Genomic DNA, 20,765 nt, shown 5'->3' with positions numbered 1-20,765 from the left:
CCGCCGCGCCCTTAGCCCCTACCCGCTAGCGCTGCGAACACCCGCGCCACGGCGACCGCGCCAGGATCGGGCGAGCCCTCAAGATCACGCGCCCCGACATAGGAGGCGCGGCCGGCGCGGGCCCGTGTCATTGCCTTGGTCGCCTCCGCGCCCTGATGGGCCGCCCGCGCCGCCTCGGTGACATCCGCTGTGGCCAGCGCCTTGAGCGCGGGATCGAGCGAATCCACCAGCGTGCGCGCACCGAGGCTCGCCCCGCCATAGAAGGTCATGCGGTCGAGCCCGGCAAGAAGCGCGGCGGGCAGATCCCCATTCTCGCGCAGCGCCTTGGCGCTGGCGGTGAAGAAGATCGACATCAGCACGCCGCTCGATCCGCCCATGGCCTGGCCGAGCGTCTCACCAATGGCGTGCAGCGTCGCCGCTCGGTCGGCGAGCGGCAGGGTGGAAAGGCGGGCCTCGATCGCCCGCGCCCCGGTGGCGACGGTGGAACCGGTGTCGCCATCCCCCGCCCGTGCATCGAGCCGGTTCAGTTCCTCCTCCAGCGCGATCAGCGTCGCGCAGGCCGTGCGGATCACTGCCTCGGCGGCCGCATCGGCGCTGGCTGGCGGCGTGGCCGCGCGCGGGTCGGCCGGGGCGCGGACGACCCGCACCGGGCCGCACTCGACCGCCGGGCGCCAGGCAAGCGGTTCCACCGCCGTGCTCAGCGCCAGCTCGCGGGCGGCGTCGAGGCGCAGCAGCGAGAGCGAGAAGCCGTTCATGTTGAGAGCGGTCATCAGCGCCGCCGGGCCGATCACCAGCCGCGTCTGCGATCCCAGCGGCGAGCGCAGCACCGTATCGGCGATCAGGCTCATTTCCAGCGGCGGCACGGCGCCGAGATTGTTGATGAGCAGCGCATAGGCGGCACCGGGCGTGAGCTTCGCCGCAAGGCGCTCCGCCATCAGAGCGGTGATGGCTTCGGCCCCCTGCAACGCGATGCGCTCGACACCCGGCTCACCGTGAATGCCGAGGCCGAGCTCGCCCTCCTCCGCGCCCAGCCGCGCTTCATGCGGCTGGCCAGGAATGGAGCAGGAGGCGAGCGAGACGCCGAGCGAGGCGATGTCGGCGGCGGCGGCACGGGCGGCGCGCGCGACGGTGGCAAGGTCATCGCCCGCCTCGGCATGGTGACCGGCGATCTTGTGGACGAACAGCGTGCCGGCGACGCCGCGCGGCTGGTCGATCTCCGGCAGGGCGATGTCATCGGCGACAATGACCATCTCGACGTCAAAACCCTCGGCACGGGCACGTTCGGCGGCGAGGCCGAAATTCAGGCGGTCGCCGGTGTAGTTTTTCACCACCAGCAGGCAGCCGGGCGCACCGGTGACGGCACGGATGGCCGCCAGCACCGCCTCGACGCTGGGCGAGGCGAAGATATCGCCCGAGACGGCGGCGGTGAGCAGCCCACGCCCGACAAAGCCGGCATGGGACGGCTCATGGCCGGCCCCGCCGCCCGAGACCACGGCGACCTTGGACTTGTCCCAATCCGCGCGCAGCACGACCTTGATGTCGGGATAGCTGTCGAGCCGGGCGAGCTTGCCGGGCGGCGAGGTGCGCAGCAGGCCGTCCAACGCCTCGGTGACGATGCTTTCGCGGCGGTTGAAGAAGTGTTTCATCGCTGCCTTCCGATTTCTGTCGGCACGTTTTGAAGGCGCCGGGCGCGCTCACGCCGGTGTCATGTCACGCGAGACGCTGCCCGTCTTGCCCGAAATAGAGCGGGCGCCTCAAGCTCAGGCTGATCTGGTCGCCCGCCTCGACGGGCAGATCGGGGTCCGCCAGCGTGGTAATCTTGTGGCCGCGCACGGTGATGTGCAGGTGGTTCTGGTCACCCAGATGCTCCACCCAATCAACCGCCGCATTGCCGCCCGCCGTGCGGGCGATCTCCAGATGCTCGGTGCGCGCGCCAATGGTGCGGGTGCCCGCCGGCGGTGTCGGGCCGGGCAGGAGATCGGCCGGCAAGAGGTTGATATGCGGCTGGCCGAGGCGCGCGGCGACGTGGAGATTGGCGGGATTGCTGTAGATCTCGCGCGGCGTGCCGATCTGCACCAGCCTGCCATCGGCGAGGATGCCGATGCGGTCGGCCATGGTCATGGCCTCGATCTGGTCGTGGGTGACGTAGAGAAGCGTCGAGCCCATCTCCTTCTGGATGCGCTTCAGCTCCAGCCGCAATTCGCCGCGCAGCTTGGCGTCGAGCGAGGAGAGCGGTTCGTCCATGAGATAGATCGAGGGCCGCCGCACCAGCGCCCGACCGATGGCGACGCGCTGCATCTCGCCGCCGGAAAGCCGGGTGGAGCGGTTCTCCAGCTTGTGGTCGATGCGCACCATCGCCGCCACCTGCCGCACGCGGGCGTCGATGCTCGCCTTGTCGAGCCGCCGTGCCGGCGAGCGCAGGGGAAAGGCGAGGTTCTCGTAGACGGTGAGATGCGGGTAGAGCGAGTATTGCTGGAAGACGAAGGCGACGTCGCGCAGGGCCGGGGCCTCGCCATTCACCACGCGCCCGCCAATGCTGACGGTGCCGGCATCGGGAGCCTCCAGCCCGGCGATGAGGCGCAGCGTCGTGGTCTTGCCCGCGCCGGTGGGGCCGAGCAGGACGACGAACTCGCCATCGGCAATGGTGAGGTCGAGGCTGTCGACGGCACGTTTGTCGCCGAAATTCTTGGTGACGCCGGTGAGCGTGACATCAGCCATGATGGTTCCCCCGGATGCGCGCGCCCTCATGCAGGGCCGACCGGACGGCCCGGCCCGAACCACAGTCGAACAGCGACAGGCGCTCGCTGGCGAAGACGAGGCCGACCGGCTCGCCAATGGTGTAGCTGTGTTCCGCCGGAAGCCGGGCCCGCACCCGCCCGCCGCCGGTCTCGATGGTGACGATCTGCGTCGTGCCGAGATATTCGCTGCCATAGATCGCCCCGCGCAGCGGTGAGGCGTCGGAGAAGCGCACATGCTCGGGCCGGACCCCGAGCGCGAGTTCGCCCGGCGCCACGTCGGTGCGCAGCTCGGGTATGACGACATCGGCTTCGCCGATACGGGCAATGCGCGCGCCCTTGGGCAGGCCGGCGTTGAAGCGGATGAAGTTCATCGGCGGCGAGCCGATGAAGTCGGCGACATACATCGAGGCCGGGCGGTCATAGATCTCCTGCGGCGTGTCGAACTGCTCGATCACGCCATGGTTCATCACCGCGATCTTGTCGGCCATCGCCATGGCCTCGATCTGGTCATGGGTGACATAAACCGTGGTGGCGCCGATGCGGTTGTGCAGCTCGCGCAGCTCCCGCACCATCACATCGCGGAACTCGGCGTCGAGCGTGCCGAGCGGTTCGTCCATCAGGAAGCATTTCGGCCGGCGCACGATGGCGCGGCCGAGCGCCACGCGCTGGCGGTCGCCGCCGGCAAGGCCCGAGACCGACTTGTCGAGGATGTGGTCGATCTGCAGGAGCTTCGCCGTCTCCTCCACTCGCCGCTTGATCTCGGCCCGCGGCACGCCCTGCGATAGCAGCGGGAAGCCGATATTCTTGCGCACATTCATATGCGGGTAGAGCGCGAAGAGCTGGAACACGAAGGCGATGTCGCGCTCGCTGGCGCGCTTGAAGGTCACGTCCTCGCCACCGAGCCGGATGGTGCCGCTGGTCGGCAGCTCGAGCCCGGCGATCATGCGCAGCGTCGTCGTCTTGCCGCAGCCGGAGGGGCCGAGCAGCGCGAGGAACTCGCCATCCTCCACCGTGAAGGTGGAATCGCGCACCGCGACGAACTCGCCAAAGGCCTTGTGCAAATGATCGACTCGGATCTCCGCCATCGCGGCTACTCCGGGAACTTGGACACGATCATGAACATGAACGTGCCCGCCAGCAGGGTGACAAAGGAATAGGTGTAGAGCTCGATCAAAAAGGGCTGGAACAGCATCAGGAAGCCGATGCCGATCACCATGACGGCGAGGTTTTCCATCGGCCCGCGCCGCAGGAAGACCGGGCGCCGCCGGCGCGGCTCGTCGCGTGAGATGTCGCTCATTTGCGCACCGCCCCGAAGGTGATGCCGCGCAGCAGCTGTTTGCGCAGCAGGATGGTGAAGACGAGGATCGGCACCAGGAAGATCGTCGTGCCCGCCGCGACCGCCGGCCAGTCCTGCCCGCCCTCGCCGATGATGGTGGGGATGAAGGGCGGCGCGGTCTGGGCGGTGCCGGAGGTGAGCAGCGCGGCGAAGGCGTATTCGTTCCAGGCGAAGATCAGGCAGAAGATCGCGGTAGCGGCGATGCCGGTGGTGGCCTGCGGCAGCACCACCTTGCGGAAGGCCTGAAGCCGCGTGTAGCCATCGATCATCGCGGCTTCCTCATATTCACGCGGGATCTCGTCGATGAACCCCTTGAGCAGCCAGACCGCGAGCGACACGTTCACCGCCGTGTAGAGCAGGATCATGCCGAGCGCGGTGTCGGACAGGCCGAGCTGGCGGTACATCAGGTAGATCGGGATGGCGACCGCGATCGGCGGCATCATCCGGGTCGACAGGATGAAGAACAGCAGGTCATCGGCCAGCGGCACCTTGAAGCGCGAGAAGCCATAGGCCGCGAGCGTACCGAGCCCGACCGCGAGGAAAGTCGAGCCGAAGGCGATGATGAGCGAATTGGCGAAGCGCGGCAGGAAGTTCGACGGGCCGGCGATGACCATATTGCGCTCGCGCGTCACCTCATCGCACAGGTTCGACGGCGGCGGCAGGTTGGCGATGTAGTCCGGCGTCTGCCGCGTGCGGGTGGTGAAGAGGTTGCAATAGCCTTCGAGCGACGGCGTGAACAGGATCTTGGGCGGGTAGGAGATCGAGTCCGGCGGCGACTTGATGCTGGTGAGGAAAATCCACACCAGCGGCACCATGGTGATCAGCGCATAGAGGATCACCAGCGTCGCGGCGACACGCTTGGAGGTGCGGCTCGGCTCGACGACGGAATGGGCCGCCGTCATCGGGGGCGTTTTGGCGGATGATGCAGGCGACTGGCTCATCTCTGCTTCACCTTGTTGAGCGCCTTCACATAGATGTTGGCGAGGCCGAACACCGCGACGAAGAGGATGATGGCGAAGGCCGAGGAGCGGCCGGTGGCCCACGCCTCGAAGGCGGCGCGCTTCAGCGCGATGGAGGCGACCTCGGTGGTGGAGCCGGGCCCACCGCCGGTGAGCAGGTTCACCATGTCGAACATCTTGAAGTTCTCGATGCCGCGGAACAGCACCGCCAGCATGATGAAGGGCAGCGCCATCGGCACGGTGATCGACCAGAACTGCCGCCAGTTGGAGGCGCGGTCGACCTCGGCCGCCTCATAGATGTAATCGGGAATGGAGCGCAGCCCGGCGAGGCAGATCAGCATCACATAGGGCGTCCACATCCAGGTATCGACGATGATGATCGCCCAGGGCGCGAGATTGACGCTGCCGAGCATCTGGATCTCGGAGGTCGGAATACCCGTGAGGAACGACACCGCATAGGCGAACAGCCCGATCTGCGGCTCGTAGAGGAAGCGCCAGAAATTACCGACCACCGCCGGCGACAGCATCATCGGAATGAGGATGAGCGTGGTCCAGAAGGCGTGGCCGCGGAACTTGCGGTCGAGCAGAAAGGCGAGGCTGAAGCCGATCACCGTCTGCAGCACGATGGTCCAGAACACGAAATGCGCCGTCGTCTGCATCGACGCCCAGATGTCCGGGTCGTTCAGCACCCGCTCGTAATTGCCGAGCCCGACATTCTGCACCACCGCGTTGGGCCGGTTGGCCCGGTAATTGGTGAAGGACAGATAGATCGCCCAGAACAGCGGGAAGATGTTGATCGCCAGCAGGAGCACGATGGTCGGGGCGATGAAGAGCCAGGCGATGGCCCTGTCGGAGAGGCCGCGCACCCGGAGGGCGACAGCCTGCGGCGTCGCACGCACGGCGGCCTCGGTCATTTTGTCTGTAAGGGTCTCGTGGGAAGCGGTCACAAGCATACCCGGTGTGATGAGAGCTTAGTCGGGGCGGGAGGCGCATCCCGGCCGTCGGGCCGCGTCACCCTGGGTGACGCCGGCCGATGAGAAAAAGAGGCGGGACGCGGCAAGAGCGGGGATATCTGCCGGCGGTCCCGCCCCAGGGAGGGGCCGAAGGAGGCCCGTCGCATGAGCGGCGTGAGGCTGGTCGGCGTGGCAGGGAGCGCCCGCGCTTGGGCGCCCCCGCCGGCGCGGATCAGATCTTGCCGTCGTCCTTGAAGATCTTGGTCCAGTCCTTCTCGAGGCCGTCCAGCGCCTCTTTCGCCGTGCCCTTGCCGGCGATGACATAGTCATGCACCCGCTTCTGCATGGCCTGGAGGAGCTCGGCATAGCTCGGCTCGGCCCAGAAATCCTTCACGATGGCCATGGATTCGAGGAAGGCTGTCGCATAGGGCTGGCTGCTCTTGAAGCCGGGCGCGTCGACCACCGACTTCAGGCAGGAATAGCCGCCGAGCTCCCACCACTTGGCCTGCACGTCCGGCTGGGCGAACCACTTGATGTACTGGAGCGCCGCATCGCGCTTGCTCGAATAGGACACGACAGAGATGCCCTGCCCGCCGAGCTGGGCGAAATGGTACTTCTCGGCCGGGTTGGGGAAGAAGCCGATGCGGTTGCCGCCGACCTTCTCGTCCTTGTAGAGGCCGGGCCAGGTGAAGGCGAAGTTCATCTGCATCGCCACCTGGCCGGATTTGAACGCGTCGGCCGATTCCACCATATAGACGTTGGAGCTGCCGGGCGGCGTGCAGCAATCATAGAGCGCCTTGTAGAACTCCAGCCCCTTCACCGCCTCAGGCGAGTTGACATAGCCCTGCATGTCATAGGGCTTCTTGGGGTTGTCATACATGAAGCCCCAGTCATACAGGACGTTCGTCACGCCCATGGTGATGCCTTCCGAGCCGCGCTCGGTGTAGATCGAGGCGCCATAGACGGTCTTGCCGTCGATCTGCCGCTTCTGGAAGAACTCGGCGATCTGCTTGAGCTGGGTGTAGGTCTTGGGCGCGGCGAGATCCCATCCATACTTGGCCTTGAATTCCTTCTGCAGTTCCGGCCGCTCGAACCAATCCTTGCGGTAGGTCCAGCCGACGACGTCGCCCATCGCCGGCAGCGCCCAGTAGTTCGGCGTATTCTTCGGCCATTCGGAATAACCGACCACCGTCGCCGGCACGAAGTCATCCATCTTGATGCCTTCCTTGGCGAAGAAGTCGTTCAGCTTGACGTAATGACCGTTCTCGGCGGCGCCGCCGATCCACTGGCTGTCACCGATGATGAGATCGCACAGCTTGCCGCGTGAATTCAGCTCATTGAGGAAGCGGTCGGCATAGCTGGTCCACGGCACGAACTCGAACTTCATGTCGATGCCGGTCTTGGCGGTGAAGCCCTTGGAGAGCTCGACCAGCGCATTGGCCGGATCCCACGCCGCCCAGCACAGCGTCAACTGTTCCGCCTTGGCGGCCTGCGGCACGGACAGCGACCCGCATAGGGCCGCGACCCCGAGAAGGGGTATCCACTTCTTCAGCATGCTCTCCTCCCAGAGATCGAGGTGGGTCTTTGCCCCCTCGGTTGGCCTTCGCGTTCCGGCGCGGCCGGTCACGTTTAGCTTTGTGTTTAGTTAAATGGGCATCACTCAACAATGCAAGCGCAATTCGATGCTGCAACGCAGCGTTCCAGCCGCTGCGGCAAAGACATCATCCAGTATATGTAATGCCAGATCGACTTATGGGCGGCACCGGGGACGGCGGATCACTAAACAAACCGCCACGACTGGTTAGCGGGTCAGACGCCCCGGATCGCCGCGAGGAAGCCGGCGAGCAGAGGATGCGGAGCGCCCGGGCGGCTCGACAGTTCGGGATGGCCCTGCATGGCCAGGAAAAAGCGCAGCGCCGGCACCTCGATGGCATCGGCATGGTCGTTCCCGGCCTGCCGGGCGCAGACGACAAGCCCCGCTTCAACAAGGCGCGGCTCCAGCGCCGGGTCGAGCACGAAACGGTGGTTGCACAGCACGTCGAGGCTCTCGACGCCCGCCAGGGCGGCCAGGCGACTGCCGGGCGTGAGGCGGCAGGACTGGAGGCCGAGACGATGCAGCGGCCGGTCATGCTCATCATGCAGCCGCACGAAACTCTTGGTTTGCGCGTCGGGGTCCGCCTCGGCGAGGTTCACGTCGTTGAGGCCGCAGATCTCCTGCGCCACCGCCGTCGCCATGGTCTGCATGCCTAGGCAGAGCCCGACGGTGGGAAGGTCGCGGCGGATGGCGGCGCGGGCGGCGTCGATCTGGCCGCGCACCTGCTCCATGTCCGAGCCACCGGGCAGGATCAGGCCGTCAGCGTCCCTAAGCACCCGGTCCCAGTCCGGTTCCTCGCGCGGATCGATGAAGCGCAGATCAAGCGGGACGCCCAGCGCGTCGGCAGCATCGCCGAGAGCGGCGATGGTTGCGGGGTACACCTCGCGCTGGTGATCCTCCGGCCCCACCAGCAGCACCCGCAGAGCCTCACCGCCCGGCGTCACAGCGTCGGCGGCGACCGGGCGACCATAGGCATCGAGGCGCCAGTGCCCCACCACGCTTTCGTCCGTGGCGGTGCGCAAGATGTACACATCGTCCACCTCACTCACCACGAAAAGCTCGACCGGACGGCCCGCGCGGGCGGCGGTGGCGAGCAGGCGAGCCTGCGCCTCCTCATGGGCCGGCAGCGCCGGATTGAGCGGCACGACCACCGTTCCGGGCAGCCGCACCACCGCACCGCGATCGACTGGCGGGGGCACAGCCCGCCCGCTCGCCCGCTCGGCCCAGATCAGGCCATTGGGAGCTAATTCGCCATGCGCCAGAACATGTTGCATGCAGTCGAAACGGCCATGACCCGCCCCACCGCTGGTGAGCGACACCAGCGTTGCACCGCGGGCGGCCGCAAACATCCCGGCGATCATGCCGTCCAGCGCCGGCAATAGCGTCGCATGGCGAACCAGCAGCAGCGTCATGGCGCAACACTCCCCGCCGCCGTGCCGGTAAAGGCCGGCACCGCGCGATAGGCATTGCCGAGATGGGCGAGCATCAGCTCCGCCGCCCGAGGATTATCGCCGGCGGCCAGCGCATCAAGGATGGCGAGATGCTCGCGGCACCAGTCACGCACGCGGCGCCGGTTCACATAGCCACCGAATTCCAGCAGGCGCCGCAGGCGGTTCTGCTGCTGAATCGCCTGCAATAAGAAGATGTTGCCGCTGAAGCCGGCGATGGTCTCGTGGAAATGGGCGTCGGTGTCGAAGAGCTGGCGGGCATCGACCGAAGCGATCCGAGGGTGGGATTCGAGATAGTGGTGCTGGATGCGCAGCCGCTCCAGCGCCCCCGCATCGAGCCGGAAGGTCGGCAGCAGAAGGCCCTGCGGTTCCAGCGTCCGGCGGAAGTCATAGCTGTTCTGCAGGGCAAGGCCGGTATCCAGCGTCGGCAGGAAGGTCCAGCCGCGCCCGGCATTGCGCTCCAGCAGGCCGTCGTCGACAAGGCGCGAGAGCGTGCGCTGGAGCAGCATGCGGTCGACATCATAGCGCCGCGCGATCTCGGCCTGGGTGAAGGACACCGGCAGACGATCGGCGAGGCGATCATTGACGATGTCGCTGTAGAGATCCTGATCGGCGGTCAGCGGGACTTCCAGGCTGAGGCGATGCAGTTCCTCCGGCGTCGCCTTGAGGAAGAACCCCTGATTGCGCCGGGCCTCCACCACGCCGTGCTCGGCAAGCAGTGCCAGCGCCGCGCGCACCGGGGTCCGCGAGACCTGCAGCAGGTCCCCCATCTGCTGCTCGCGCAGATGATGGCCGACCTCAAAGCGACCGCCCCGGATGGTCTCCAGGATCTGATTCGCCAGGCGAACCCGGTTCGGACGTGACGTGCGCGCCATAGAACACCGAATTTGTATGAAATATGCCGATCCATACAATATGAGATGACGCTTCGACAAGCCGACAGAAGCGGCCTTGCCACTATCACTCATCCTGATAATGCACGACCACCCTTCGATCCTAGCCTCACAAACCCCAAAGACGCTAGCTCTTGGGCAATCGCCGCCCATAGTTTGTGCAGCTTAAGGAGTAGCCAAAGCTTGACTCACGCGCCGCAGCCATTTTGTATAAACCGCATCAATTAGTGCAATCAGTGCCGGCCCAATCCAACCTCATCCAGATCGCACAGGGGATCCGCATGTTCCGCAAAGTGGTTGCCGCGTTCATTATCCCGCTCGGCCTGATGCACGCCGCCGCGGCTGCCGAGCTGCCCAAGACCGGCCTCGTCGAGGCCGGCGCGCTCACCTATGGCGTCGCCGCGACCTTCGCGCCGTTCGAGTTCCAGAAGGATGGCAAGCTGACCGGCTTCGACATCGACATGATCGAGGCTCTCGGCAAGAAGCTCGGCGCCACGCCCAAGCCGCTGAACATGGAGTTCAAGGGCCTTATTCCCGCGCTGCAGGGTGGCCGCATCGATATCATCAACTCGGCCATGTACATGAACCCGGCCCGGGCCGAGCAGGTCGACTTCGTGCCGTATCTCAAGATCGGCAACATGGTGATGGTGCAGGCCGGCAACCCCGCCAAGATCACCGGGCGCGACGACAGCCTGTGCGGCAAAAGCATCGCCGTGACGTTGGGCGGCATCCAGGAAAGCCAGGCCCGCGCCGACGACAAGAATTGCAAGGACAAGGGCCTTGCCGCCGTGAAGGTGCTCACCTTCCCGACCGCGCAGGATTCCGCTCTGGCGCTCGGCCAAGGCCGCGCCGACGCCTATTACGACTCCACCCCCGGCGCGGCCGAGATCCTGCAGAAGATGCCGGGCGCCTTCGAAACTGCCGGCACCGAATTCGAATCCAACACCTCGATCGGCATGGCCACCCGCAAGGGCGACACCGCGATGCAGGAAGCGCTGAAGGCCGCGCTGAAGGAAATCGTCGCCGACGGCACCTATGCGACGCTGATCAAGAAGTGGAGCCTGCCGGCCTCGGTGTCGATCTTCAACTGATCGCCCCACCCGCTATCGAGGCCGCCAGCACACGGAGAAGACGCGCATGATGTCGTTCGATATCGTCCTCGACTACATCGTCTCGCCCGCCTTCTTCCACGGCGCGCTGCTGACGCTGCTGATCACGGTCACTGCGCTGTTCTTCGGCGTGCTGGCCGGCCTCGTTATTGCCCTGCTGCAGGAGACGCGAATACGTCCCCTGCAGATCTTCACCCTGATCTATGTCTGGCTGTTCCGCGGCACGCCGGTGCTGTTCCAGATCATCTTCATCTACAACGTGCTGCCGACCTTCGGCATTCGCCTGTCGGCCTTTCTCAGCGCGGTGATCGCCCTCGCCCTGAACGAGGGCGCCTATATGGCGGAGATCCTGCGCTCGGGCCTCGACGCGGTGAAGAAGGGCCAGCGCACCGCCGGACTCGCGCTCGGACTCACCACCGGGCAGGTCATGCGTTGGATCGTGCTGCCGCAGGCCGCCCGTATCGTGCTCCCGCCCATGGGTAACCAGATGATCGGCATGCTGAAGACCAGCGCGCTGGTCTCGGTGATCGCCGTCGAGGAATTGCTGCTGGTCGCCAACCAGACCGCCAGCGCCTCGTTCCGTTATCTCGAAGCGCTGACCGCCGCCGGCGTCTACTACCTCGCGCTCACCACCATCTTCATGATCCTGCAGGCGATGATGGAGCGCAGCCTCGACCCCAAGAAGCACCGCCGCCGCGAAAAACGCCCGCTGGTCGACCGGCTGCTGCTGGCCACGGAGAGCGCCGATGTCCGCTGACACCACGCCCGTCGCGCCCCGATCCCCTACCGGCGAGAAGCTGCTCGAGATCATCGGCATCGACAAGCATTTCGGCAGCTTCCACGCGCTGAAAGGCTGCTCCCTCGACGTCGCGCGTGGCGAGACGGTGGTGCTCATCGGCCCGTCCGGCTCAGGTAAATCGACGCTGCTGCGCTGCGTGAACCTGCTGGAGCCAGCCGATGGCGGCGACATTTTCTTCGAGGGCGCGAACATCACCCGCGAACGCAAGCACGCCGCCCGCATCCGCCGCGACATCGGCATGGTGTTCCAGAATTTCGAGCTGTTTCAGCACCTCTCGGCCGCCGAGAACATCATGCTCGCGCCGATGAAAGTGAACGGCCTGTCGCGCGCCGACGCGCATGATCTCGCGCTGGAGTTGCTCGGCAAGGTGCGCATCCCCGACAAGGCGGACGCCTTCCCGGACGAACTCTCGGGCGGCCAGCAGCAGCGCGTCGCCATTGCCCGCGCGCTGGCGATGAAGCCGAAGCTGATGCTCTATGACGAGCCGACCTCGGCGCTCGACCCGGAAATGATCCGCGAGGTGCTCGACGTCATGGCCGAGCTCTCGGCGGAAGGCATGACCAGCCTCGTCGTCACCCATGAGATGGGCTTCGCCCGCCGGGCCGCCGACAAGATCGTGTTCATGGAGAACGGTCAGGTCGTCGAGACCGCCTCGAGCGAGGCCTTCTTCGGCGGCTCCGTCAATGAGCGCGCCCGCCGCTTCCTCGACCAGATCCTTCACTGACGAGTGCCCCTCATGGTGTCTGCCCCCGCCCTCGACGCCGCCCGCATGACGCGCGCGCTGGCCGACCTCGTCGCCATCCGCAGCGAGAACCCAGCCGGCCGCGAGATCGAGGTCGCGCATTACATCCGCGATGCTCTCGCGCCGCTGGGCTTCGAGGTCAGCCTCGACGAGTACAAGCCCGGCCGGGTGAATGTGGAAGCGAAGCTGGTGAACGGCCCCGGCCCGGTCTTCGCTTTCAACACCCATATGGACGTAGTGCCGGCCGGCGAGGGCTGGAATTCCGACCCCTTCATGCTGCGCGCCGAGGGCGGCAAGCTGTTCGGCCGTGGGGCTTGTGACTGCAAGGGCCCACTTGCCGCCATGCTGGAGGCGGTGCGCCTTCTCGCGGCGGACCGCGCGAGTTGGTCGGGCACCCTGCTCGCTGTCTTCGTCGCCGACGAGGAAGTCGCCAGCGAAGGCGCCAAGCTCTATGCCTCGCGCAAGCCAACCATCGACTTTGCCGTGGTGGGCGAACCGACCTCCAACACCGTCTATTCCGCCCATAAGGGCAGCCTGCGCCCGCTGGTGCGGGTGCTCGGCGTGCCCGCCCATTCCGGCTCGCCGCATCTGGGCGAGAATGCCGTGCTGCGCGCGGGGGAACTGCTCGGCCTGATCGCGCAGACCCATGAGAGCGATGTGCGCCACCGCACCCACCCGCTGGTGGGCGGCGCCAGCCTGACTGTTACCCGCATCCAGGGCGGGCATGCCGACAATGTGCTGCCCGGCGCCTGCGACCTGCTGCTCGACCGCCGCCTCGTGCCCGGCGAGGATGAAGCGGCCGTAAAGGCGGACATTGCCGCGCTGCTCACGGAAGCGCATCGGCGTTTCGGCCTGCGGGCGGAAATCCTTGAGTGGAAGCCGACCACCGGCGGCGCCACCGAAACCGCGCCGGATCGCCCCATTGTGCAGGCCAGCCTTGCCGCCTGCCGCGCCCACGGCATCAGCGAGGCCGGCCCCTTCGGCTTCCAGGGCGCCTGCGACCTCGTGCATTTCCGCTCCACGGGGGCGGAAGGCGTGGTGATCGGCCCCGGCTCGCTCTCCGTCGCCCACAAGGCGGACGAGTTCGTGCCGGTGGACGAGTTCGAGCTCTCGGCGCTGATCTACCGCGACATTGCCCGCAATATGTTGAGTGCCTGAGATGCGGGTCTCGCTTCATCGCGCGCTGCTGACTTATGGCGGGGGGCTGGTGCTCCACACCGCCTCCTCCGGCCGCATCGACGGGCTGGACACCCTCTATCTACGCCTCGACGACGGCAAGACGGTCGCGGTGGGCGAGGTGCGCCTCAACATCGCCTATCTCAATGGCCTCGACCCCGAGCAGGTGCTGGCGGAAGCGGTCGACGTCGTCGGCGCGCTGGATTTCAGCCCGGACGCCGCCACCCTCCTCGCCGAGCCGCCAGCGGCCTTCCGCTTAGCGAGCGCCTCGGTGCGTATGCTGATCGACGGCGCGCTGCATGACCGCGCCGCGAAGCGCGCCGGCCTGCCACTCGCCCATTTTCTCGGCGCGCCGGCGGAAACGGCTGTCGCCCACGCTACCAACCAGACCCTATTCGTCTCCGACGACGCCACCTTCATCGCCCAGGCCGAGGCCTATGTCGCGCGCGGCTTCCGCGACCTGAAGGTGCGCATCGGCGCCGGCGACATCGGCGAGGATCTGCGCCGCATCGCCTTGCTGCGCGCACGCTTCGGCAAGGCGGTGAAGATCGCCGCCGACGCCAATGGCGCCTGGAGCGAGGAGGCGGCGCGCGGCCATCTCGCGGCCCTCGCCGCGCATGATCTTGCCTATGTCGAGCAGCCCATCGCGCCCGGCGACTGGGGAGCGCTCGATCGCCTCGCCCGCGTCAGTCCGCTGCCGATCATGCTGGATGAGAGCGTGAAGGGCCTTGAGGACGTCGACCGCATCGCCGCGAGTGGCAACGGACTGATGGCGCATCTCAAGCTGGTGAAGCTCGGGGGCATCGCTCCCACGCTTGCCGCCGCACGCCGCCTCACCGCCGCTGGCGTGCCTTTTATGATCGGCCAGATGAACGAGGGCGGCCTTGCCACCGCTGCCGCCCTGCATGTGGCACTCGCCACCGGCCCACGCTTCGCCGAACTCTACGGCGCCGACGGCCTCACCAACGATCCCGCCCCCGGCCTCGCCTATGCCGATGGCCGCGTCGCCGCCCCGGACATGCCGGGCGTCGGCCTGACCTTCGATGCGAACGCCACGCATCTCATCAAGGAGTTCTCGTAACATGACCGCCATCAGCAGCGTGGTTCAGGGACAGGAATCAGCCTTCCCGAAAGCCGAATACGACGCCCGCGTCGCCCGCGCCCGCGATGGGCTGGTCGCGGCCGGCCTCGACGCCATGGTCGTCACCGGCCCGGAGAACATCTTCTATCTCACCGGCCAGCAGACGCCCGGCTATTACACCTTCCAGGCGCTGGTGCTGCCGGTCGAGGGCGATCCGGTCTTCATCGTCCGTCAGCTCGAATATTTCAACTTCGTCGCAAACACCTTCATCACCGACGCCGCGATCTATCAGGATACGGACGAGCCGGTGCGCTTCCTCGTCGCGCAGCTCGAGGCCAAGGGGCTTAGGGCCAAGCGCGTCGGCATCGACAAGCGCGGCTGGTTCCTGCCGATCACCACCTATGAAGCGCTGCTCGCCGCGCTCGGCACAGTCCATGACGCCGCCGGCGTGGTGGAGAGGCTGCGCATGGTGAAGTCGCCGCTGGAAGTGGAAAAGCTGGTACGCGCCGCGACCTATGTCGATGCCGGCATGAGGGCGGGCCTCGCCGCCATGCGCGTGGGTAACACCGAGAACGACCTCGTCGCCGCCATGATGGGCGCGGCCATCGCCGCCGGCTCGGAATATATGGGCATGGAGCCACTCGTCTCCTCCGGCCCGCGCTCCGGCGTGCCGCATGGCACCTGGAAGCGCCGGGAGCTGACACCGGGCGATGCCGCCTTCATCGAGATGGCCGCCGTGCATGACCGCTACCACGCCGCGCTGATGCGCTCCGCGTGGATCGGCACGCCGCCGGTCGAGGCGGTCGAGATGATGAAGGTCTGCCAGGAGGCACTCGCCGTCTCGCTCGACGCGATCAAACCGGGCGTCGCCTGCGAGGTGCCGCACATCGCCTGCCAGAAGGTGATCGATGCGGCCGGCTACACAGACAATTTCCGCAAGCGGCTCGGCTACAGCGTCGGCATCTCCTTCGCGCCGGATTGGGGCGAGGGCGGCATTCTCAGCCTCAACGCCGGGGTGAAAACCGAGCTTGCGCCCGGCATGGCCTTCCACCTGCCGCCGGCGCTGCGCATCTATGGCCGCTTCACCGTGGGTGTGAGCGAGACCATCGTCGTCACCGAGACCGGATGCCAGGTTCTCGGAACGCTCGACCGTGCCATGCATCAGGTCGCCGCCTGAGTGAACCCTGCCTGCCGGTGCAACCGCCCGAGGCGGGTGCGCCCCCCATCGCACCAAGGCATGGCCGGACCCGCATCCGGCTTGCCTCCTGATACGCCTGCCCCCTGAAAGGCCTTCCCCATGAAAGACATCGCCGAGTGCCGCGCCCGCCTGGGTGGCATCTTCAACATCACCGTCACGCCCTTCGCGGCGGATGGCTCCATCGACACGGCGGGCCTTGCCCGTTCCGTCGAGCGGGTGATCGGCCTCGGCTATGACGGTATTCTCATCGGCGGCACCTATGGCGAATTCCCCGCCATGTCGACGCAGGAGCGGGCCGATCTGTTCCGCCATGTCATGGCCGTGGTCGGCGACCGGGTGCCGGTCATGCTGTGCTCGGCCGGCTCGGACGCCCGCACCGTGCGCGACCTCACCGCGCTGGCCGGCGATCTCGGCGGCCTGCCGATGGTCACGCCGCCCTATGTCTCGGAAGTCACCGACGGCCAGATCGTCGCCTTCTTCAAGGACATGGCGCCGCTGTCGAAAACCGGCATCCTGATCTACAACGCGCCGGGCATCGGCATTACCCTGCAGCCCGACATCATCGAGGAACTCGCCGATATCGAGGGTGTCGTCGGCATCAAGCAGGGCGACCTCTCGGTGACGCCGATCGACCGCATCGCCAACCGGCTGGGCGGGCGCATTAAGCTGTTCTGCGCCTCGGACCTCGCCTTCCTCGGCCCGATGATGGCCGGATTTGACGGAATTTCCTCGACCAATTCCTGCGCACTGCCGGAAATCATCCTCGCCACGTTCCGCGCGCTTGAGGCGGGCGATGCCGCCACCGCCCGCGACCTGCACCGGGCGTGGTATGCGTTCCGCGCGCTCGCCCGCAAGCACGGCCAGCCGCAGATGGTGAAGGCGGCAATGAACCTGCGCGGCTTTGACGGCGGGAAGGTCCGGGCACCGCTGCGCGATCTGGAGGGCCCCGCCCTCGACGAGGTCGCGGCGATGATGAGCACGCTCGCGGCCGACCCGCGCACCGGCATCACGCTGGCCTGATCCGGGCGCGGCCGGGTCAGCTCCGGTCAGCGAACAGGCGCTTGCTCAGAATGGCGTGGACGCCCCAATTGCCGTCCACCACCTGGGTGATGCCGAAATCGACGGCGGCCGACATCAGGGCGATCGCCTCGTCCTCGCTGAGGCCGCGCGTCGTCATCAGGAAGCGGCGTACCTTGCGGAAGGCGTCGCGCATGGCGAGGTCGAGCGAGGATTTGGAATAGACCTCGCTCTGGCCGTCCGCGCCGAACTCGGCGAGATAGTTGGGGTGACTGAACCCGGTCAGCACCCAATCCTCCGGCGTCTCGATCAGCGGGTAGGTGAGGTCGGCGAGAAGCGTGCCGGCGGTATCCGCCTTCTTGTGCAGCGTGACGCGGAAGGTGCCGGTCATCGAGCATTCGATGGCCGTGCCGGAAAGTTCGCCATCGCCCTGCGCCGCATGGGGATCGCCGACCGAGAGCAGCGCGCCGGGCACGGAGACCGGCAGATAGACGGTGGCGCCCTTGCCGAGCCGCCAATTGTCGAGATTCCCGCCGAAATAGGCCGGCGGCACGGAATCCACCAGCTCCGCCTCGCGCGGCGCCACCGCGATGACGCCGAAATGCGGTCGCAGCGGAATCCGCACCCCTTCGAGAACGCCCTGTTGCAGTGTCACGGTGCCCGGCCGCACCGGCACGCCGGGATAGTCGTAAAGCGCGTGGCGCACGCCAGCCGGATCGGTCTGCGGCTCCCAGCGATAGGCATGGACGGCCCGCGCATGGGGTTCCGGCGTGTCGGTGATGATCTCGTAGATCGTCACCGTCTCGCGCGGATGCGGTTCGCTCAGGAACTCGGAATAGTGGAAGCCCCACCAGGCGGCGACGCTGCTGCCATAGACGCGCCCCGCATGGGCCGGATGTCGCGAGGGGCGCGGCTCAATGTCGAGAATATGTACCTCCAGCACGTCGCCCGGCTGGGCACCGCGCACGGCGATGGGCCCGGTGCAGATATGCACGCCGAACCCCTCCCCGGCCCCGCGCCCGAAGACGGAGGCATCCATCGGCCCCGCGCCACGCCGGTCCACCGCCTTCTGCGTCGCTGTCCAGTGGAAGACGCTTTCCGCGCCGGGATCGCCGGCGATCATGCGCTCGGGGTCGTCGGAGGCGTGCTGGGTCAGCGTCTCGACGGTAACGATGTCACCGGACGCGATTTCCAGCAGCGGCTTGAGCGAGCGGCTGAAATAGCCCCAATGCACATGCTGCGCATTGATCGGAAGATAGTGATGCGCCGGCGCCTCGGGTACGTCGGGTGGCAGGGTGCGCTCCAGAACCGGATTGCGGCGCGTGTCCGGCTCGGCCTTGGTCTGGCGCGCCCGCAATTGCACCAGCGCCTGCTGCGGCCAACCGCGCTGGCCGCTCGGCAGCGCCTCATGGTCGTGCCGCTCGGCCTCGCGCCGGCGCAACTCGCGCGGCGGCAGGCCGAAGCGTTCGCGGAACAGCCGGCTGAAATGGGCTGAGTCAGCGAAGCCGTAGCGATAGGCGACTTCGGAGATCGGCACCGCCACTTCGGCGGGGTTGGCGAGGTCGTGCCAGGCGCGCTGCAGGCGCCGCTCGCGGACATAATGGCTGAAGCTCTCCCCCGTACCCTCGAACAGCTTCTGCAGATAGCGCTCGGAAATGCCCTCGGCCCGCGCCACCTCGGCGATGGACAGATCCTCCCGACCGATGCTGCGCTCGACAGTGGCGTAGATGCGCTGCAGCAGGGCAGCGCGGCTTGAGGAAGAATCCGCGCGGGTGGTCGCGAGTTCCGCCGTCAGCGCGAGCAGCAGCTCGGCGGCGCTCTGCGCCACCGTCTCCCATTCCGCCTCACCGAGCCGGTCGAGCGCGCCCGCGCCGGACTGGACCGTCCGCGCAAGCACATCCGCCAGCCCCTCGGGAGCGAAGACCCGAGGCGGGCAGGCGGCGAGTTGAGCGACCTTGCGGCCGCGAAAGGCTTCCGCCGGAACGGACAACACCAGCGCCCGCAGGCCACGCTGAAACTGAACCTGCCAGTCGCCCGCACGCGGGGCGAGGACGACATGGCCAGCGGGCACGATCTGCGTCTCGCCCGCAAGAGTGAGCACCAGCGTGGTCTCGACCGGCATCAGCAGGAGCGGCAGCCCGCTGCGCCCGGCGAGCGGGCGCAGCGATTGTGCGTCCGCCGACAGCGTTCCCAGCCGCACACCGAGCGCCGATAGGCGCGAGAGCGCGCGGGCGTGCGATGGCGTCCCCAACCGCGCGCCTAGTGCCTGCAGCCCGAAACCGCCGAGCACCTCCTGCCAGGCGCGCTCGCGCGCGCCCTCGGCATAGGACTCGCTGGTGAACGGCTCGGCATTCATCGGTCGGACCTCGTCATGAGGCCAGTCAGGCAAGGATCATGCCCCCGCCATATGCCATCTCAAGCGCCGGGACGCAGGTCAACGCCCGGCGAACAGGCTCTTGCGGATGGAGCCGGTCACGCCCCAATTGGCGTCCACCACCTGCGTCACCGCGAAATCCGCCGCGACCGACATGAGCGAGATCGCCTCGTCCTCGGAGAGCTTCTGCGTGGTCATCAGGAAGCGGCGCAGCTTGCGGAAGGCGTCGCGCATCGCGCTGTCGAGGCTGCCGCGCGAGAGGATCTCGGTCTGATGGTCGGGGCCGAGCTCGGACAGATAGTTCGCCACACTGAACCCATAGACCGACCAGATATCGTCGTTTTCCAGCAGGGGATGGGTCAGGCCTTCGAGGATCGTCCCCTCCAGCGCCGCCTTCTTGTGCAGGATGAATTCGAACTCGCCGGTGAGCGAAATCTCGATGGCGGTGCCGGAAAGCTCGCTGTCGCCCTGCGAGGCATGGGCGTCGCCGCAGGAGAACAGGCCGCCCTCGACCGCGACCGGGTAATACATCCGCGCGCCCTTGGCGATGCGCCAGTCATCCATGTTGCCGCCGGTGTAGTTGGGCGGGATGGTGGAGACGAAATCCGCCTCGGCGGGGGCAAGGCCCATCGTGCCGAAATGCAGCCGCGCCGGCACTTTGATCCCGGACAGGATACCGTCCTTCTTCACAATGGTCGCGTGATCGACCCGCACGCCCGGATAGTCGATGGTGGGATGGACGATGCCGTCCGGGTCGGTCTGCGGCGTCCAAAGGTAGGAATAGAGCGCGGAGACGGACGCCTCGCCCATGTCCAGCTCATAGATCGTCACCACCTCGCGCGGCTTCGGCTCCTCGATCAGATCCTTGTACTGGAAGCCCCAATTGGCCGAAGGATTCGAGCCGAAGAAGCGGCCCTTATAGGCCGGGTTGGCGCTCGGGCGCGGCCAGGTGTTGATGATGCGCACCTCAAGAATGTCGCCCGGCTCGGCGCCATCGACGGCGATCGGCCCGGTGAGCAGATGGACGCCGAGACCCTCGCCAGCACCATAGGTGAACGGCCCGTCCGTCGCCCCCGCCCCGCGCCGGCGCATCGTCTTCTGGTCTTTGGTCCAGAGGAAGATTTCCTCGGCGGCCGGATCGCCGGCGATCATGCGGTCATAATCGTCATTGGCATGGTGGGTGATGCTCTCGACGACGACACTATCGCCCGACTTGATGGTGAGCACGGGCGCGAGCGTCCGGCTGAAATAGCCCCAATGGACGGTGTCAGGAGTGGCGGGCAGGTGATGCTTGGTCATGTCGGGCCTCATGGAGCAAAGGTCGGCGCCGGGCTGAGGCGCCCGGACA

Annotated in this window: 18 protein-coding genes; 7 read left to right on the top strand and 11 right to left on the bottom strand. The window is 67.0% G+C overall.

What is annotated here, in order from left to right:
* Nucleotides 1-11: 11 nt before the first annotated feature.
* The 9 genes from OU996_RS10215 to OU996_RS10175 all read right to left on the bottom strand — a co-directional run bounded on the left by OU996_RS10215 (nucleotide 12) and on the right by OU996_RS10175 (nucleotide 9,903).
* Nucleotides 12-1,646: a dihydroxyacetone kinase subunit DhaK gene (locus tag OU996_RS10215; protein ID WP_267585482.1), complete on the bottom strand. Its 1,635-nt coding sequence runs from the start codon at nucleotides 1,644-1,646 to the stop codon at nucleotides 12-14.
* A 64-nt stretch (nucleotides 1,647-1,710) separates the two neighbouring features.
* A complete protein-coding gene (locus OU996_RS10210; RefSeq protein ID WP_267585481.1) occupies nucleotides 1,711-2,718 on the bottom strand; it encodes an ABC transporter ATP-binding protein in 1,008 nt (335 codons plus the stop codon).
* Nucleotides 2,711-3,823 (bottom strand): ABC transporter ATP-binding protein, encoded by a 1,113-nt coding sequence (locus OU996_RS10205; RefSeq protein WP_267585480.1) that lies wholly within the window; start codon nucleotides 3,821-3,823, stop codon nucleotides 2,711-2,713. Before OU996_RS10205 ends, OU996_RS10210 begins: the two co-directional genes overlap by 8 nt.
* A 5-nt stretch (nucleotides 3,824-3,828) precedes the next feature.
* A complete protein-coding gene (locus OU996_RS10200) occupies nucleotides 3,829-4,035 on the bottom strand; it encodes a hypothetical protein (RefSeq protein WP_267585479.1) in 207 nt (68 codons plus the stop codon).
* Nucleotides 4,032-4,976, bottom strand: a complete 945-nt coding sequence (locus OU996_RS10195) for a carbohydrate ABC transporter permease (RefSeq protein ID WP_267585673.1) — start codon at nucleotides 4,974-4,976, stop codon at nucleotides 4,032-4,034. The genes OU996_RS10200 and OU996_RS10195 overlap by 4 nt, the downstream gene beginning before the upstream one ends.
* Nucleotides 4,977-5,011: 35 nt before the next feature.
* Complete coding sequence (locus OU996_RS10190; protein ID WP_420712733.1) at nucleotides 5,012-5,947, bottom strand: carbohydrate ABC transporter permease; 936 nt, start codon at nucleotides 5,945-5,947, stop codon at nucleotides 5,012-5,014.
* 271 nt (nucleotides 5,948-6,218) lie between these two features.
* The gene (locus OU996_RS10185) at nucleotides 6,219-7,541 is read right to left on the bottom strand and encodes an ABC transporter substrate-binding protein (RefSeq protein WP_267585477.1); all 1,323 of its coding nucleotides are present in this window, start codon (nucleotides 7,539-7,541) and stop codon (nucleotides 6,219-6,221) included.
* A 254-nt stretch (nucleotides 7,542-7,795) separates the two neighbouring features.
* A complete protein-coding gene (locus tag OU996_RS10180) occupies nucleotides 7,796-8,992 on the bottom strand; it encodes a glutamine amidotransferase-related protein (RefSeq protein WP_267585476.1) in 1,197 nt (398 codons plus the stop codon).
* Nucleotides 8,989-9,903, bottom strand: a complete 915-nt coding sequence (locus tag OU996_RS10175; protein ID WP_267585475.1) for a GntR family transcriptional regulator — start codon at nucleotides 9,901-9,903, stop codon at nucleotides 8,989-8,991. The genes OU996_RS10180 and OU996_RS10175 overlap by 4 nt, the downstream gene beginning before the upstream one ends.
* Nucleotides 9,904-10,202: 299 nt before the next feature.
* Here OU996_RS10175 and OU996_RS10170 point away from each other — a divergent pair, with 299 nt between their 5' ends.
* The 7 genes from OU996_RS10170 (at nucleotide 10,203) to OU996_RS10140 (ending at nucleotide 17,046) form a co-directional block, all read left to right on the top strand.
* The gene (locus tag OU996_RS10170) at nucleotides 10,203-11,012 is read left to right on the top strand and encodes an ABC transporter substrate-binding protein (protein WP_267585474.1); all 810 of its coding nucleotides are present in this window, start codon (nucleotides 10,203-10,205) and stop codon (nucleotides 11,010-11,012) included.
* Nucleotides 11,013-11,058: 46 nt separating this feature from the next.
* Entirely contained in the window at nucleotides 11,059-11,787 is a 729-nt protein-coding gene (locus OU996_RS10165) for an amino acid ABC transporter permease (RefSeq protein ID WP_267585473.1), read from the top strand.
* Nucleotides 11,777-12,553, top strand: a complete 777-nt coding sequence (locus OU996_RS10160) for an amino acid ABC transporter ATP-binding protein (protein WP_324290750.1) — start codon at nucleotides 11,777-11,779, stop codon at nucleotides 12,551-12,553. Before OU996_RS10165 ends, OU996_RS10160 begins: the two co-directional genes overlap by 11 nt.
* Before the next feature lie 12 nt (nucleotides 12,554-12,565).
* Entirely contained in the window at nucleotides 12,566-13,729 is a 1,164-nt protein-coding gene (locus OU996_RS10155; RefSeq protein ID WP_267585472.1) for a M20 family metallopeptidase, read from the top strand.
* A gap of 1 nt (nucleotide 13,730) precedes the next feature.
* Complete coding sequence (locus OU996_RS10150) at nucleotides 13,731-14,828, top strand: mandelate racemase/muconate lactonizing enzyme family protein (protein ID WP_267585471.1); 1,098 nt, start codon at nucleotides 13,731-13,733, stop codon at nucleotides 14,826-14,828.
* 1 nt (nucleotide 14,829) lies between these two features.
* Complete coding sequence (locus tag OU996_RS10145) at nucleotides 14,830-16,005, top strand: M24 family metallopeptidase (RefSeq protein ID WP_267585470.1); 1,176 nt, start codon at nucleotides 14,830-14,832, stop codon at nucleotides 16,003-16,005.
* A 120-nt stretch (nucleotides 16,006-16,125) separates the two neighbouring features.
* Nucleotides 16,126-17,046 (top strand): dihydrodipicolinate synthase family protein, encoded by a 921-nt coding sequence (locus tag OU996_RS10140; RefSeq protein WP_267585469.1) that lies wholly within the window; start codon nucleotides 16,126-16,128, stop codon nucleotides 17,044-17,046.
* Between the two features lie 16 nt (nucleotides 17,047-17,062).
* On the opposite strand, the gene OU996_RS10135 is transcribed toward OU996_RS10140, so the two are convergent.
* Nucleotides 17,063-19,399: an acetamidase/formamidase family protein gene (locus tag OU996_RS10135; RefSeq protein WP_267585468.1), complete on the bottom strand. Its 2,337-nt coding sequence runs from the start codon at nucleotides 19,397-19,399 to the stop codon at nucleotides 17,063-17,065.
* Nucleotides 19,400-19,477: 78 nt separating this feature from the next.
* Nucleotides 19,478-20,716 carry an acetamidase/formamidase family protein gene (locus OU996_RS10130; RefSeq protein WP_267585467.1) on the bottom strand — a complete coding sequence of 413 codons (1,239 nt, stop codon included), beginning with the start codon at nucleotides 20,714-20,716 and terminating at the stop codon, nucleotides 19,478-19,480.
* Nucleotides 20,717-20,765 lie beyond the last annotated feature (49 nt).

Origin of the sequence: Ancylobacter sp. SL191 (genome assembly GCF_026625645.1) — a bacterium.
Classification (GTDB): Bacteria; Pseudomonadota; Alphaproteobacteria; order Rhizobiales; family Xanthobacteraceae; genus Ancylobacter.
The sequence above is the reverse complement of the archived record's forward strand: the minus strand, read 5'-3'. Positions and strand labels throughout refer to the sequence as shown.